This is a genomic window from Nocardioides pocheonensis (assembly GCF_003725535.1).
GTDB classification, from domain to species: domain Bacteria; phylum Actinomycetota; class Actinomycetes; order Propionibacteriales; family Nocardioidaceae; genus Marmoricola; species Marmoricola pocheonensis.
Map to the genome: position 1 here is coordinate 843,507 of NZ_RJSF01000040.1, position 15,238 is coordinate 858,744.

The 15,238-nt window shown below is 71.8% G+C and carries 12 protein-coding genes; 5 read left to right on the forward strand and 7 right to left on the reverse strand.

Going from position 1 to position 15,238, the window contains the following annotated elements; all coding sequences use genetic code 11:
* The 4 genes from EFL26_RS14880 to EFL26_RS14895 all read right to left on the reverse strand — a co-directional run.
* A partial coding sequence (locus tag EFL26_RS14880; RefSeq protein WP_123223612.1) for an ATP-binding protein occupies positions 1-2,208 on the reverse strand: 2,208 nt, incomplete at its 3' end.
* On the reverse strand, positions 2,205-4,790 hold the full coding sequence (locus tag EFL26_RS14885) for a helix-turn-helix transcriptional regulator (RefSeq protein ID WP_123223613.1): 2,586 nt from the start codon (positions 4,788-4,790) through the stop codon (positions 2,205-2,207). The genes EFL26_RS14880 and EFL26_RS14885, both read right to left, overlap by 4 nt.
* A 78-nt stretch (positions 4,791-4,868) precedes the next feature.
* Positions 4,869-5,273: a secondary thiamine-phosphate synthase enzyme YjbQ gene (locus tag EFL26_RS14890; RefSeq protein ID WP_123223614.1), complete on the reverse strand. Its 405-nt coding sequence runs from the start codon at positions 5,271-5,273 to the stop codon at positions 4,869-4,871.
* Between the two features lie 69 nt (positions 5,274-5,342).
* A complete protein-coding gene (locus tag EFL26_RS14895) occupies positions 5,343-6,155 on the reverse strand; it encodes a crotonase/enoyl-CoA hydratase family protein (RefSeq protein WP_123223615.1) in 813 nt (270 codons plus the stop codon).
* A 47-nt stretch (positions 6,156-6,202) separates the two neighbouring features.
* Between EFL26_RS14895 and EFL26_RS14900 the strand changes: the two genes are divergently transcribed.
* The 5 genes from EFL26_RS14900 to EFL26_RS14920 all read left to right on the forward strand — a co-directional run bounded on the left by EFL26_RS14900 (position 6,203) and on the right by EFL26_RS14920 (position 11,691).
* On the forward strand, positions 6,203-7,867 hold the full coding sequence (locus EFL26_RS14900) for an acyl-CoA synthetase (protein ID WP_123223616.1): 1,665 nt from the start codon (positions 6,203-6,205) through the stop codon (positions 7,865-7,867).
* Entirely contained in the window at positions 7,867-8,967 is a 1,101-nt protein-coding gene (locus EFL26_RS14905; protein WP_123223617.1) for an NAD(P)H-dependent flavin oxidoreductase, read from the forward strand. The genes EFL26_RS14900 and EFL26_RS14905 overlap by 1 nt, the downstream gene beginning before the upstream one ends.
* Positions 8,968-9,054: 87 nt before the next feature.
* A complete protein-coding gene (locus EFL26_RS14910; protein ID WP_123223618.1) occupies positions 9,055-9,663 on the forward strand; it encodes a LysE family translocator in 609 nt (202 codons plus the stop codon).
* 50 nt (positions 9,664-9,713) lie between these two features.
* A complete protein-coding gene (locus tag EFL26_RS14915) occupies positions 9,714-10,142 on the forward strand; it encodes a DUF6924 domain-containing protein (protein WP_123223619.1) in 429 nt (142 codons plus the stop codon).
* 61 nt (positions 10,143-10,203) lie between these two features.
* A complete protein-coding gene (locus EFL26_RS14920; RefSeq protein WP_123223620.1) occupies positions 10,204-11,691 on the forward strand; it encodes an LVIVD repeat-containing protein in 1,488 nt (495 codons plus the stop codon).
* Here EFL26_RS14920 and EFL26_RS14925 read toward each other — a convergent pair.
* From EFL26_RS14925 to EFL26_RS14935, 3 genes are read right to left on the reverse strand one after another with little or no spacing between them, the layout of a single operon-like run.
* Positions 11,660-12,493, reverse strand: coding sequence for an RDD family protein (locus tag EFL26_RS14925; protein ID WP_123223621.1), 834 nt, complete (start codon positions 12,491-12,493; stop codon positions 11,660-11,662). The two genes, EFL26_RS14920 and EFL26_RS14925, sit on opposite strands and share 32 nt — an antisense overlap.
* Positions 12,490-14,103 (reverse strand): AMP-binding protein, encoded by a 1,614-nt coding sequence (locus EFL26_RS14930; protein ID WP_123223622.1) that lies wholly within the window; start codon positions 14,101-14,103, stop codon positions 12,490-12,492. Before EFL26_RS14930 ends, EFL26_RS14925 begins: the two co-directional genes overlap by 4 nt.
* 9 nt (positions 14,104-14,112) lie before the next feature.
* The gene (locus EFL26_RS14935; protein WP_123223623.1) at positions 14,113-15,231 is read right to left on the reverse strand and encodes an acyl-CoA dehydrogenase family protein; all 1,119 of its coding nucleotides are present in this window, start codon (positions 15,229-15,231) and stop codon (positions 14,113-14,115) included.
* Positions 15,232-15,238: the final 7 nt, after the last annotated feature.

A 15,238-nucleotide genomic window follows, 5' to 3' on the forward strand; every position in this document is an offset into this window, starting at 1 on the left:
GCCCTCGACCTCGAGCGAGTACGGCGCCGGCAGCGGATGTTCGCGATCCACCGGGCGACCGAGCCGGATGAACCAGCCGGTCAGGTCGCCCAGCGCCCAGGTCCCCACGCCCGTGGCCAAGGACGGATGGTCGTCCAGGCCGCGCCGATAGAGCTCGTCCACCTGCTCGGTCAGCACGCTCTGATCTCCGAGCAGCCAGGCGGCTTCGGCGGCGGCGGCCGCCACCGACACGAGCCAGTACGCTTGGTTGTTCGCCCGGCCCAGAGCCCACAGCTCGTCCAGCCACGCGCGTGCCTCGGGTCGGCCCACGCGGAACCCCGCGCGCACGAGCCCGACCATCACCTGCATCTTGTTGAGCGGGGCGATGTTCTCGGCGAAGCACTCGAGCGCGAGGTCGATGGCCCCGTCGTTGGCGCCGCGCCGCACCAGCTCCTTCACACGTGACCCGCGCAGGAAGAGGGCGTACGTGTGCTGCTCGTGGTCGAGGCAGTAGGCGAGGCCCTCCTCGTAGACGTCTGGGAAGAGGTCGAACCGCAGCTGGTCGACCTTCGCGTCGTAGATGTTCGCGTACGCGCAAGCCGTCAGCCATGGCTCGCCGGAGCGCTTCCCGTGAGCGAGGGCCTCCTCGAGTGCGCTGAAGTCGATCACGCCCGAATCGCTCTCGGCGAAGACACCGGCCAGGAGTGCCTTGCCGACGAGCGCGTCGTCGCCGAGGTCCTTGCCGATCCGGGCGCACTCCTCGATCGCTGCGCGCCGGTCCTCCACCGGGATGTGGTCGGACACGCCTCGGACCCAGAAGACGATCGCGCGTTCCGCGCTGTCGTCGGCCACGCGCATGAGCTCGTAGGCCTCTTCCTCGGCAGCCCGGCTCTCCTCGTTGCGGCACAGCCGCGACAGGCACATGCCGTAGCGGCGCAGGCACCGACTCAGGGCGACCGCGTCGCCGAGCCCCCGCCGGAGCTCGATCGTCCGGCGCCAGTGCCCCTCCGCCTCGCCACTCTGGTTGCGGACCAGGAGCGACTCCGCAAGCGCCTCCTCGAGGTCGGCTTGCTCGGCGGTCGCCATCTGCCCGGTGTGCGTGAGCGCACGGCGGAACTGGACGATCGCCTCGCGGTGGGCGCTGGCTTCGGCGGCGGCTCGACCGGCTCGGGGCGCGTGACGGAGCACGGCCGCCGTGTCCCCGGCGGCGACGGCGTGATGGGTGAGCTCGGCGGCGTCGGCACCTTCGCGCTCGAGGACGAGGAGCGCGATCCGGTGCAGCTCGGCGGCGTGCACGCGGGGGAGGGCGTCCTCGACGGCTCGTCGAGTCAGCTCGTGCCGGAAGGCGAAGTCAGGACCGGCCGGGACGAGCGTGCCGGAGCTGATGCACTCGTCAACGGCGATGGCGGCAACGCCGCTGACCGCGGCGAGCAACGAGGCGGGAGCCGGCCGGCCGAGCACCGCCGCAGCCGCCAGGATGCGCTGGGCCTCCGGTGAGTGCCGGCGTACGCGGGCCCGGACGATGTCGGAGACCGACGGAGGCACCTCGCGCCCACCGAGGGCGACCACTTCGCCGACGTAGAAGGGGTTGCCCCCGGTCAGTGCGTGCAGGTCGTCCGCGTCGTGGCCGTCCGCGAGCCGCGCGACCGCTGAGGCCGACAGGTGCGGCAGCGCGATCCGGCGGGTGGACGAATGGGCGGCGAGGCGGCCCATCACGTCGGCGAGCAGGCCGTCGTCGCCGGGTTCGTCGTCGCGCGCGGTCACCAGCACCAGGGCAGGCAGCCCGGCGAGCCGCCGGGAGACGTGGTTGAGCCAGTCCAGGGTGGCCTCGTCGGCCCAGTGCAGGTCCTCGACGACCACGCCGATGCGCCGACCGTCGACACCCTGGCCGAGCAGCTCGACGAACGCGGCGAAGAGCTCGTTCCGGTCGGTCTCCGGCGCGCACAGGTCGCGCAGCCGTCCACCGACGGCCGCCGCGATGTCGTGGAGCGGCCCCAGGGGACGCGGCGTGAAACCACCGTCGCAGGCACCCCAGAGCCAGGCGATGTCCGGGCGGCTCGCCCGGAACGCGTCGACGAGGGAGGTCTTGCCGATCCCGGCCTCGCCGGCGACGAGGACGAACCGGCCGTGGCCCTGGGCTGCGTCGGCGGCGTAGTCGGTCAGCGCGTCCAGGAACGGTGCTCGCTCGAGCAGCTCCGGTTCGGTGGCCGGCGGCGGGATGCCGCTCACGTTCCTGTCCTGGCCGCGCCGGCTCGGGCTGCCTCAGCCCGGTTGTCGACTCCCAGCTTGCCCAGGATGGAGGAGACGTGGTGGTCGACGGTGCGCGGGGAGAGGTACAGGCGCTTGGCGATCTCGGCGTTGGTGAGGCCCTCGCGCAGGAGGTCGAGCACCTCGGCCTCGCGGGCGGTCAGGCCTGCGGGGTGCGCGGCGGTGGTGGCCCGTGGGCCGCGTTGGGTCGGGACGTGGATGCCCTGCTCCTGCAGCAGCGTGCGGAGGTTCCGGGCGGCCGGTGCCGCACCGAGGCGGGTGAAGAGGTCCAGCGCCCGCTTCATCGCTTCGGGATCGCCGGTCCAGGTCAGCGCGACGGCCTCCTCGAACGGGCAGCCCAGCGCGTGCCAGGCGTCGGCCGCCTCGGCGTACCGACCCTCGACCTCGAGCGAGCAGGGAGGCACCAGCTCGCGACCGAGGTCGACGTCGTGACCGAGCCGTCCGAGCCACGCCATCAGCTCACCGTGGGCCCACGGGTCGTCGGTGAACCCCCGACGGTAGGCGTCGAGGACCCGTTCATCCACGAGCGTGGGGTCTCCGGTGAGCCACGAACCTTCGGCAGCACAGGTGGCGATGTGGACCAGCCAGAAGGTCTGGTCGTTGCCCACACCGAGCTCCCACGTCTCCTCGAGCCACGCGCGCGCCTCGGGTCGTCCGAGGCGGTAGGCGGCCCGCGCGAGCCCGAGCATGATGTGCATCCGGTTCACCGGAGACGTGGGCTCCTCCAGGGTCTCCTGGGCGAGCGCCACAGCCTGCTCGTTGGCGCCGCGACGCAACAGCTCCGTGACGCGCGACCCCCTCAGGCACAGGCTGTAGGTGTGCTGCTCGTGCTCGAGACAGTAGGAGAGCGACTCGTCGTACCGTTCCGCCGCGGCGAACCGGAGCATGTCGATCGAGGTCTCGTAGAGGTTCGTGTACGCCGCCGCCGCGAGCAGGGTGTCCCCGCTGCGCAGCCCGTGCTCGAGGGCCTCCTCGAGCGCGTCGAAGTCGATGATGCCGCGGTCCGCCTCGACGAACGCCTGGGCCATGCAGCTGCGTCCGACGAGCGCTTCGTCGCCGAGGTCCTTGGAGATCCGCGTGCACTCGTCGAGGGCGAGTCGGCGCTCGGCGAGCGGAGTGATCTCGTCGGTGGCGCGGTTGTAGAACGCGAGGGCGCGCTCGGCGCTGTCGTCCGCGTCGCGCATGAGCTCGAAGGCCTCGTCGTGCGCCGCCCGGAAGTCGGCCGTCCGGCACAAGCGCCAGAGGCAGACTCCGTAGCGCCGCAGGCACCGGGCGAGGTCGGCGGGCTCATGGAGGGTGCGGCGGATCTCGATGGCGCGCTGCCAGTGCGGCTCCGCCTCCTTCCACTGGTCACGGGTCGACAGCGACTCGGCCGCCGCCTCCTCGAGATCGGCCCGTTCCTGCGGTGACATCCGGTCGGCATGCTCGAGTGCCCGGCGGAACTGGACGATCGCCTCGCGGTGGGCACTCGCCTGCGCCGCCGCTCGTCCTGCGCGCGGGGCGTGACGCAGGATGGCGTCGACGTCACCCGCGCCCAGCGCGTGGTGGGTGAGCTCGGCGGCGTCGGCGTCGGCCTGCTCGAGCGCGAGCAGCGCGATCCGGTGGAGCTCCTCGGCCTGCACGTGCGGGACGGCTTCCTCGACCGCACGCCGAGTCAGCTCGTGCCGGAACCCGAAGTCGTGCCCCACCGGCACGAGGGTGCCCGAGGAGACGCACTCGTCCACGGCGGCCGCGGCGACTCCGCTCACGGCGGCGAGCAGCGCGGCCGGTGCCGGCCGTCCGATCACCGCGGCCGCGGCGAGGATGCGCTGGCCCGCGGGAGAGTGGCGCTGCAGGCGTGCCCGGACGACGTCGGCGACCGACGGCGGCACCTCGTCGGCCCCGAGGGCCAGCAGCTCTCCGACGTAGAACGGGTTGCCTCCGGTCAGGGCGTGGATGTGAGCCGCGTCGTGCCCGTCGGCGAGCTCCGCGACGCCGCCGGGGGAGAGGCGCGGAAGGGAGATCCTGCGCGTCGAGGAGTGCGCCGCGAGTCGTCCCATCACGTCGGTGAGCAGATGGTCCTCACCGGGTTCGTCGTCGCGATGGGTGAGCAGCACCAGTGCCGGCATCCCGGAAAGACGGCGGGAGAGGTGGCAGAGCCAGTCGAGCGTGGCCTCGTCGGCCCAGTGCAGGTCCTCGACGACGACACCCACCGGGTGGTTCCCGTCACTGCCTGCCTCCAGGACCTCCAGGAAGGCCGCGAAGAGCTCGTTGCGATCGTTCCCTGCCACGCACAGCTCGCGGAGCCGGCCGCCGACGTCGAAGGCCATGTCGTGCAGCGGGCCGAGCGGTCGCGGCGTGAACCCGCCGTCGCAGGCACCCCAGAGCCAGCGCAGCTCGGGACGCTGTGCGCGGAAGGAGTCGACCAGGGACGTCTTCCCGATGCCGGCCTCTCCGGCGACGACCACCAGGCGACCGTGTCCCGAGGCGGCGTCCGCGGCGTACTCGGCCAGCGCGTCGAGGAAGACCTCGCGCTCCAGCAGCTGCGTCGTTGCGTTCGTCACGAGACATGACCCCCTTGTCCGCGCCCCCCTCGAATCACCGTAGGTCGGCCCGGTCCCGGGTGCACTAGCCCGTTCGGGTCACCCGGCGAGGAACGAGAACCGCACCTCACGCTCGCTGTTGTCGACGTTGAGGTCGACCAGGCAGATGCTCTGCCACGTCCCGAGGAGGAGTCGTCCGCCCACGACCGGCACGGTCGCGTACGGCGGGACGAGGGCCGGCATCACGTGCGAGCGCCCGTGCCCGCGGCTGCCGTGGCGGTGCCGCCACCGGTCGTCGGCCGGCAACAGGTCGGCGAGAGCGGAGAGCAGGTCGTCGTCGCTCCCGGCGCCGGTCTCGATGATCGCGATGCCGGCGGTCGCGTGCGGCACGAACACGTGGAGCAGCCCGTCGCCCTTGTCCGCGACGTACGCCGCGGCGTCACGAGTCAGGTCGAGGACCGCCTCCCGGTCGCCGGTGCGGTAGGGGCGCGTCTCGGTGTCCATGCCGCCACCGTAGTGAGGAGGGTTTCGGCAGGCTCAACCACCGGTGGTTGAGCCTGCCGAAACCTGCTCTCAGCTGCCGGTGAAGTTCGGCGTGCGCTTCTCGGCGAAGGCGCGCGGGCCCTCCTTGGCGTCGTTCGAGGCGAACACCGCGGCGCCGACCTTGGCGTCCTCGGCCCAGCACTCGTTCTCGTGCTTGCCCTCGGAGTCGCGCACGGTCTTGAGGATCGCCTGGACCGCGAGCGGGCCGTTCGCGCAGATCAGGTCGGCGATCTCGTGGGCCTTGGCCAGCGCCTCGCCGTCGGGGACGACGTGGCCGATCAGTCCCAGCTCCTTGGCCTCGGGGGCCTTGATGTGCCGGCCGGTGAGCAGCAGGTCCATCGCCACCGTCTGCGGGATCTGGCGGGGGAGGCGCACGACCGAGCCGCCGAGCGGGTAGAGGCTCCAGCGGGCCTCGGAGATGCCGAACTTCGCGGACTCCCCGGCGATCCGGATGTCGGTGGCGGTGAGGATCTCGGTGCCCCCCGCGATCGCCGGGCCCTCGACGGCGGCGATGAGCGGCTTCTTGAGCCGGTAGCCCTTGAGCAGCGACTTGATCACCGTCGGGTCGTACGCGCCGGACTCGAACGACTCCGAGGGCGGCTTCTGGTTCATGGACTTGAGGTCGGCCCCGGCACAGAAGTAGCCGCCGGCCCCGGTCAGGATGACCACCCGGATCTCGGGATCGCTGTCGGCCCGCTCCCAGGCCTGCTCCATGATCGCGAGCATCTCTCCGGACAGCGCGTTGCGCGCTTCGGGCCGGTTCATGGTCACGACGAGCTTGTGGCCGTCCTGCTCGACGAGGCAGTGCGGGGCGGCGGTCTCGGGCGCAGCGGTGTCCGTCATGGGGGCGATGCTAGCCAAAAACAAGAACGTGTTCTAGTCTCGGGCGCATGGCCCTGAACATCGCCGACCTGTTCGAGCACGCCGTCGACGCGGCCCCCGACAAGCCCGCCGTGAAGGTGGGAGACCGCACCGTGACCTTCGCCGAGTTGGAGGCGGAGTCGAACCGTCTCGCGCACTACCTGCAGGCGCAGGGCGTGAAGCCGGGCGACCACGTCGCGGTGTACTCCAAGAACAGCATCGAGCACGTCGTCGCCGTGCTGGCCGTCGTGAAGATCCGTGCGGTCAACATCAACGTGAACTACCGGTACGTCGAGGGCGAGCTGAACTACCTGTTCGACAACGCCGACGTCGTCGCCCTGATCGTCGAGCGCACCTACGCACCGCTGGTGGCAAAGACGGCGCCGAACCACCCCCAGCTGCACACGATCGTGGTGATCCCCGACGTCATCGAGCCCGACGACCAGTCGGACATCTCCGCCTTCGGCGGGGTCCTGTACGCCGACGCGATCGCCGACCAGTCCGACGCACGTGACTTCCCCGAGCGCAGCGGCGACGACCTGCACATCATCTACACGGGCGGCACGACCGGCTTCCCCAAGGGCGTGATGTGGCGCCACGAGGACTTCTGGCGCACGCTCGGCGGCGGCATCGACTTCTACACCGGCGAGCAGCTCTCCGAGTACGACCAGTCCGAGCAGGCCAAGCAGCACGGCCGCATGGTCACCTTCCCGCTGAGCCCGCTGATGCACGGCGGTGCCCAGGCCGGCCTGCTGATGCACCTGTTCGCCGGGCACCTGACGATCCTCGAGCCGAAGTTCGACCCGAGGCGCACCTGGGAGATCATCGACGAGAACGGCGTGATGCTGATCTTCATGACCGGCGACGCCATGGCGCGGCCGCTGATCGAGGAGTTCGAGCGCAAGGCGGCCACCGGGTCGCCGTACAGCGGAGCCAGCCTGTTCGCGGTCTCCAGCAGCGCGGCGATCTTCTCCCCGGAGGTGAAGGAGCGCTGGATCGCGGCCCTTCCGAACCCCGTCTACACCGACTCGGTCGGCGCCTCGGAGACCGGCTTCCAGGGCATGGGGATGCAGGACAAGACCCACATCTCCAGCGACGGCCCGGTCGTCGGCCTCGGCCCGAACAGCGTGATCCTCGACGAGCGGAACAACGTGCTCGACCTGGCCACCAACGTCGGCAAGGTCGGCCGGCTCGCCCGCGGCGGCTCCGTGCCCGTGGGCTACTACAAGGACCCGGAGAAGTCGGCGGCGACGTTCATCGAGATCGAGGGCAAGCGCTACTCCGTGCCCGGTGACTTCGCCCGGATCGAGGAGGAGGGCCGGGTGACGCTGCTCGGCCGCGGCTCCAACTGCGTGAACACCGGTGGCGAGAAGGTCTACCCCGAGGAGGTCGAGATGGCGATCAAGCGCCACCCGGCCGTCTACGACGTGCTGGTGGTCGGCATCCCCGACGAGAAGTACGGCCAGGCCGTCGCTGCCGTGATCCAGCCGCGCGAGGGGGCGACCATCGAGCTCGACGAGCTGCGCGAGTACCTCCGCGAGTTCCTGTCCGGCTACAAGCTCCCGCGCGCGCTGACCCTGGTGCCCGAGATCCCGCGCAACGCCACCGGCAAGGCGCAGTACCCCAAGGCCAAGGAGCTGCTGCTGGCGGCGCGGGCACAGTCCGCATCGATCGAGGAAGGGGCGCCCGCCTGATGCGCACCGACATCTGCGAACGGCTCGGGATCGAGTACCCGATCTTCGCGTTCACCCCGTCGGAGAAGGTCGCGGCCGCGGTGTCCCGGGCTGGTGGCCTCGGCGTGCTCGGCTGCGTCCGCTTCAACGACACCGAAGAGCTGGAGGAGACCCTCAGCTGGCTCGACGACAACACCGACGGCAAGCCGTACGGCGTGGACGTCGTGATGCCGATGAAGATCCCCACCGAGGGCAAGGCCGTCGACCTGAAGGCGATGATCCCCGAGGAGCACATCTCCTTCGTGGAGCGGACGCTGCAGAAGCTCGGCGTACCCCCGCTGCCGGAGGGTGAGGGTCGCGAGGGCGTGCTCGGCTGGCTGCACTCGGTGGCGCGGTCGCACGTCGATGTCGCGCTGAACCACCGGCCCGTCCTGATCGCGAACGCGCTCGGCTCTCCGCCGGTCGACGTGATCGAGCAGGCGCACGACGCCGGCGTCCTCGTCGCCGCCCTGGCCGGCGCCGCCAAGCACGCGGCCTCCCACGTCGCCAACGGCGTCGACATCATCGTCGCCCAGGGCTACGAGGCCGGCGGCCACACCGGTGAGATCGCCAGCATGGTGCTGACTCCCGAGATCGTGGACGCCGTCGGACCGGACGTGCCGGTGCTCGGTGCCGGCGGCATCGGCTGCGGCCGTCAGGTCGCCGCCTCGCTGGCGCTGGGCGCGCAGGGCGTGTGGACCGGCTCGATCTGGCTCACTGCGGCGGAGTACGACCTCTCCCAGGGCACGGGCATCCGCGACGCGCTCCTGCGCGCCGGCTCGGGCGACACCGTGCGTACGCGGGTCTACACCGGCAAGCCGGCCCGACTGCTCAAGACGAAGTGGACCGATGCCTGGGAGGCCGAGGACGCTCCTACCCCCCTGCCGATGCCGCTGCAGAACCTCCTCGTCGCCGACGCGCACAACCGGATGAACAGTGGCGACGACCCGGACACCATCTCGATGCCCGCGGGCCAGATCGTCGGGCGCACCAACGAGGTCCGGCCGGTCGAGCAGATCATGGCCGAGCTGGTCTCGGAGTACGAGGAAACCGTCGCGCGCCTGGAGAAGATCCGGGGGTAGCTGGGCTCCTCGTGGTTTCGGCAGGCTCAACCACCTGGGTGGTGGTTGAGCCTGCCGAAACCAGCTGCCGCCGCCTAGGCTGGTGCGGTGCTGCTCACCTTCCTTGCCTTCGTCGGCGCCGCGACGCTGATCGTCCTGCTTCCGGGGCCGGACACGTTGGTGGTGGTGCGCAGCATCCTCAAGGGCGGCCGACGGCAGGGGACCCTCACCGCGCTGGGCAACCTGTGCGGCCTGTCCGTGTGGGTGGCCGCGGCGGCGTTCGGCCTCGCCGCGATGCTCGAGGCCAGCGAGGTCGGGTACGCCGTGCTGAGGATCGTCGGCGCCTGCTACCTGGTCCTCCTCGGGGTCCAGGCATGGCGGTCGCGCGGCCGGGTGGCCCAGCCGGAGTCGGCCCGGCGCGGGATCCTGGGCACCGGCTTCCGGGCCGGGGTCCTGACGAACCTGCTCAACCCCAAGGTCGGCGTGTTCTTCGTGACCTTCCTGCCCGGGTTCGTGCCCCAGGGTGCCTCGGTGCTCTGGACGACGCTGCTCTTCGGCGGGATCTTCATCCTGCTGACCGCGCTGTACTGGGTGCTCCTGCTCGGGCTCGCCGGCCGCGTCACGGCCTGGATGAACACCCCGGCGATCCGACGGCGCCTGGACGCGGCGACCGCGGCCGTGCTGGTCGGGTTCGGGCTGCGGCTCGCCACCGAGTAGCCCACGCCCCGCCCCGAACCTCGGAATCTCGAAGGTCGTACGCTCGCCGCATGCTCCTGCCGAAGGCGCCTGACCTCGGCCTGTTGCTCGTGCGCACGGACTACTCCGACGACGCCGCCTGGCAGCGGGCGGTGGCCGCGGTGACAGCCGTGTATCCCGGTGACGCCTTCGAGCGCCTGGGAGCGAACCTCCAGCCCGTCGAGTCCCCCGAGCTGGCCGACCTCACCCCGGAGCAGCTGGTGCGCCTTCCTCGCCAGGACTACCTCGGCGAGCTGGCGGTCGCCGACGCACGCACCATGCGCGACCAGACGGTGCTCTTCGTCGACCTGAACGAGTTCAACGAGCAGGTCGGTCGCACCTTCCGGGCGGTCCCGCGCGAGGTCGAGGCGATCGTGGCGAACCTCTCGATCGCCAACATGGACTTCTTCGAGTTCGCCGACAACGCGGATCCGGACGGCGTCTTCCGAGGGTTCCGGTGATGACGCCCATTTGCTGAAACCGCCGGTAGCAGGAAAACCCCGGCGTGAGTACGGTCACGCCATGGTCGTCCCCTCCCAGGCACCGTCGCGGCAGGCTGCCCGTCGTCTGCTCGTCGTCCTCGCTCTCCTCCTCGTCCTCGGCGCCGGCTGGGCCACGACCGGGAGCGTCGGTGCCGCGGGTCCCGCGACGGCGCCGTCGGTCCCCACCGCCCGCTGCGGACCCGGGTCACTCCCCGAGACCTCGATCCAGGGGCGCGTGCCGAAGGCCGACTACCTGTCCGGCCGAGCCGCCCAGGGCTACCGGTGCAACACTGCGGAGGTCGCGCACCAGGGCAGCTCGGGCGGCTTCAAGACGCTGCGCTACACCGACGCGCAGGGCGACACCTGTGCGTTCTACGACTCCACGCTGCTGATCGGGCGCGACGTGGTGGCCAACCTGCTGTCGGGTGACGGGCAGGGCGTGGTCGTCCTGGACATGAGCGACCCGGCCCATCCGCGGCGTACCGCGAACCTGACGACGCCGGCGATGCTCACCCCGCACGAGTCGCTGCTGGTGAACCAGCCGCGCGGCCTGCTGGTCGCGGAGATGGGCACCGCAGCCACCCTGCCCGGCATCCTCGACGTGTACGACGTCAAGACCGACTGCCGGCACCCACGGCGGCTGTCGACGACGTGGTCGGCGCTGTTCGGCCACGAGAGCGGGTTCGCCCCGGACGGGCGCACCTTCTACGCCTCGGGCACGGCCGCCGGGTTCGCGGCGATCGACCTGTCCGACCCGCGGCACCCGCGGACGCTGTTCCAGCGCCTGGGCGTGCAGTACCACGGCATGCGGCTCTCCGACGACGGCCGCACGCTGTACGCCGCGAACCTCGGCACGCCGGGGCCGACCGGCATCACCGGCGGCGGGCTCCGGATCATCGACGTGAGCCAGATCCAGGACCGCGTCCCGCACCCGAAGGTCCCGACGCTCTCGACGCTCACCTGGCACGGCGTCTCGATCCCGCAGGTTGCCGAGCCCTTCACGCGGGCCGGCCACCAGTACCTCTTCGAGGTCGACGAGTTCGTCGACCTGTTCACGGCGAAGGCGGTCACCGACCTGAAGCACTCGCCGGTCGGTGCCGCCCGGATCATCGACGTCGACGACCCGCGCCACCCGGTGATCGTCTCCGACGTCCGGCTCGCCGTGCACCAGCCCGACGTGCACGCGGGCGAGCAGATGAAGGACCCGGGCGCCGCGTTCCCGGCACAGGGGTACGCCGCCCACTACTGCGGCGTGCCCACCCGCGACAACCCGAAGATCGCCGGGTGCTCGATGATCCTGTCCGGGCTTCGGCTGTTCGACATCCGCGACGTGCGGCACCCGCGCGAGGTCGCGTACTTCAACCAGCCGGTCGTGAGGCCGACAAAGCCGACCTTCCTCGGCAGCGGCGCCTACGCGATGTCGCAGCCGGCCTGGGACCCGGCGCACGACTCGGTCTGGTACACCGACTCGAACTCCGGGTTCTACGTCGTGCGCCTCACCAACGGGGTGGAACGGCTGCTTCGATAGCCGCCTGGGAGTCGGCAGGGCCGACCCCCGACGGGCCGGGCCCACCCCCCGGTGGTTGAGCCTGCCGAAACCGGACCACGTTCGTGCGCGCGACCTTGTCGTGGAGGGCCTGCTTCTTGTCGTCCCAGAGCGGCCACAGGTCGTCGAGCAGCGTGAACACCCCGCAGAGCTGGCCGAGCAGCACGATCCCGACGCGCGCGAAGATCGCCCCCGCCGGCAGGTCGGGCGACTCGCGCCGGCGGACCCGCAGGCCGACGAGCAGCTTGCCGGGCGTCGCCTGCTTCCAGAGCAGGAAGACGATCTCGTAGAGGACCGCGATGCCGAGCACCGACAGCCAGAGTGCGATCCCCGGGCCGCTGGTGACATTGAAGACGTCCGGGGTGGGCGGCGCCGGAAGGCCGTGGTCCGCCGCGTAGTTGACGTCGTCCGCCCACTGTCGCAGCGAGTCCCACTGCGAGGCGATCACCGGGACGACCGCCAGGGCGTAGAGCGGGACCATGATGAAGCCGTCGAGCACGCGCGCGAGGACGCGCCACCACCAGCCGGCCAGCGGCACGCCGTCGGGAGTCGTCGCGAGCGGAGCGATGTACAGCGGCGGTGCGGGTGCGTACGCCGCGTACGACGGGTAGGGCGGCGGCGCCGCTGCAGGCGACGGGGCCGGAGGGACGGCCGGAGGGACGGCCGGAGCCGGCGGCGCAGGGTCGTGGGTGTGCTCGGTCCAGCCGGTGCCGTCCCAGTAGCGCTGGCGCGCGGGATGGGTCTGCGCGGGGTCGGGGTACCAGCCGGCCGGGATCTGGGTCATGGCGCCGATGCTTGCAGATGCCCGTACGCCGTGCCGCGCTCCTCCCGCTCCCAGGTGGTCGTGTCGGGGCCGGCGTCGATCCCGGTCGCCTGCAGCTCGCGCTTGAGCACCTTGTTGGTGGCCGTGCGGGGGAGTGCGTCCAGGATGCGCACGAACCGCGGCCAGGCCTTGGTGCCGAGGTCGGCCTGCGCCGCGAGGAACGCCTCCCACTCCTCCGGCGTGATCGTCCCGGTCGTCACCAGGGCGGCGACCAGCTGGTCCCCGGCGTGCGGGTCGGGCACGGCGTACACGGCCGCCTCGCTGACCGACGGGTGCCGCAGCAGGATCCGCTCGATCGGCGCGGCCGCGAGGTTCTCGCCGTCGACCCGGAGCCAGTCGGCGGTGCGGCCGGCGTAGTACACCCAGCCCTCGGCGTCGCGGTAGGCCAGGTCGCCGCTCCAGTACATGCCACCGCGCATCCGCTCGGCGGTCGCGGCCTCGTCGTTGTAGTAGCCGGCGAACTGCCCGGTGCCCTGCGTGTTCACCAGCTCGCCGACGCAGTCGTCCAGGTTCGTCACACGCCCCTGTGCGTCGATCTCGGCGCGCGGGCACTCGGCTCCGGTCTCCGGGTCGAGCACCGCGACGCCGGGGAACGGCTGCCCGAGCGAGCCGGGCGGGGTGCCCTCGACCCGGCTGACCACGACGGCGTTCTCGGTCGAGCCGAAGCCGTCGATCACCACGCACCCGAAGCGGCGCGCGAACTCGATCGTGTCGCGCTCGCCGGCCTCGTTGCCGAAGACGATGCGCAGCGGGTTGTCCGCGTCGTCGGGCTGCTCGGGCGTGGCCAGGACGTAGGCGAGCGGCTTGCCCACGTAGTTCGCGTACGTCGCGGCGTACCGGCGCACGTCCGGGAGGAAGCCCGAGGCGCTGAACCGCTCCGCGAGCGCGATCGTCGCGCCGGTGACCAGCGCGGGGGCCCACCCGGCCATCACGGCGTTGGAGTGGAACAGCGGCATCGCGACGTAGTGCACGTCGTCGCGCGTGAGCCCGAGCCGCTCGGTGAGGTACCGGCCGGGATGGGAGACCTTCTCGTCTGTGATCCGGACGGCCTTCGGCTCGCCGCTGGTGCCGCTGGTGAAGATCAGCATGAACAGGCTGTCCGGGGTGGGCTCGGCGTGTGGGAGTGGCGGACCTGTGGTTTCGGCAGGCTCAACCACCGGTGGTCGAGCCTGCCGAAACCACGCGGCGTCGACCACTCGCACCCCGGCCAGGTCCAGCCCGTCCAGCAGGCCGGCGTGGGCGGGCTCGACCACGACCACCTGCGCGTCGGCCTTCCGGATGTCGGCCAGCAGGCCGGCGCCGCGGCGCGTGGTGTTGAGCCCGACCACGACGTGCGCGCCGAGCCCGGCCGCGGCGAGCTGGAAGGCCATCTCCGGCGTGTTGTCCAGCAGGACGCCGACGTGGGGTGGCCTTGCCGGGTCCAGCAGGTCGGCGAGCGCGGCCGCCCGGGCGGCGGCGGTGGCGACGTACTCCCGCCACGACCAGCGCCGGTCACCGGCCAGCAGCGCCGGTGCGTCGTCGTCGGCACGCGCGAGCAGCAGGTCCCGGAGCGTTGCGGGCGCGTCGACCATCGGCAGCGGTCAGACGGGCTCGGCCGCGAGCAGCCGGCCCACCTTGCGCGCCTGGTCGGTCGTCCCGCCGAGCACGAACTCGTACAGCTTGGCCTCGGTGAAGTACCGGTGCGCCTCCCCGTCGAGGTCGATGCCGACGCCACCGTGCACGTGCACCGTGGTGTGCGCGATCCGGTGCCCGGCGTCGGCGGCCCACAGCTTGGCGGTCGCGATCTCCTTCTCCGCGGGCAGCCCCTCCTCGAGCCGCCAGGCGGCCTGCCACAGGGTGAGCTCGGCACCGAGGACGTCGATGTAGCCGTCCGCGAGCCGCTGGGAGACCGCCTGGAACGTGCCGATCGCGCGGCCGAACTGCTCACGGGTCCGGGCGTACTGCGCGGTGAGGTCGAGGGCACCCTTCACGATGCCGAGCTGCATCGCGCAGGCCGCGACGGTGAGCCTCTGCTGGAGCCAGTCGACCACCTCGGTGCCGGCGCCGATCCCGCCCAGGACACGACCGGCCGGCACGGCCGCGCGGTCGAGCTCGAGGCGCGCCGTCACGTCGCCGTCGCTGACCCGCTGCGGCGTGACCGTCACACCCGCGTCGTCGGGGTGGACCAGGAAGGCGGTGACGCCGTCCGCCGTCTGCGCCGGTACGACGAACAGCTCGGCCAGCGTGCCGGCCGGCACGACGGTCTTCACGCCGGTGAGCAGCCATTGCTGGCCGTCGAAGTCCGCCTGCGTCGTGGGGTGGGCGGGCAGGTGCTCCCGCTCCTCGGCGACAGCCGTGGTGAGGATGGCGTGGCCGCTGCTGGCGCCCTCGAGCCACATCCCCTTGGCCGCGGCGTCGCCGAACTTCGCGATCGCCATCGCGGTGGGGAGGTGGCTGGCCAGCGGCACCGGTGCGACGTAGCGGCCGGCCTCGACGAGCACGCTGCACAGCTCCATCAGGCCCAGCCCGGAGCCGGCGAGGCTCTCGGGCAGGCAGAGCCCGAGCAGGCCGGCGTCACCGAGCCGGGCCCACAGGTCGGCGTCGAACCGGCCGTCGGGGCCGACGGCGGCCTTGAGCCGGTCGGGCGTGCACTCGTTCTTGAACACCATCGCGGCGAGCGCGGCGGCGTCGGTCTGGGTCTCGCTCAAGCTGAAGTCCATGGGGTTC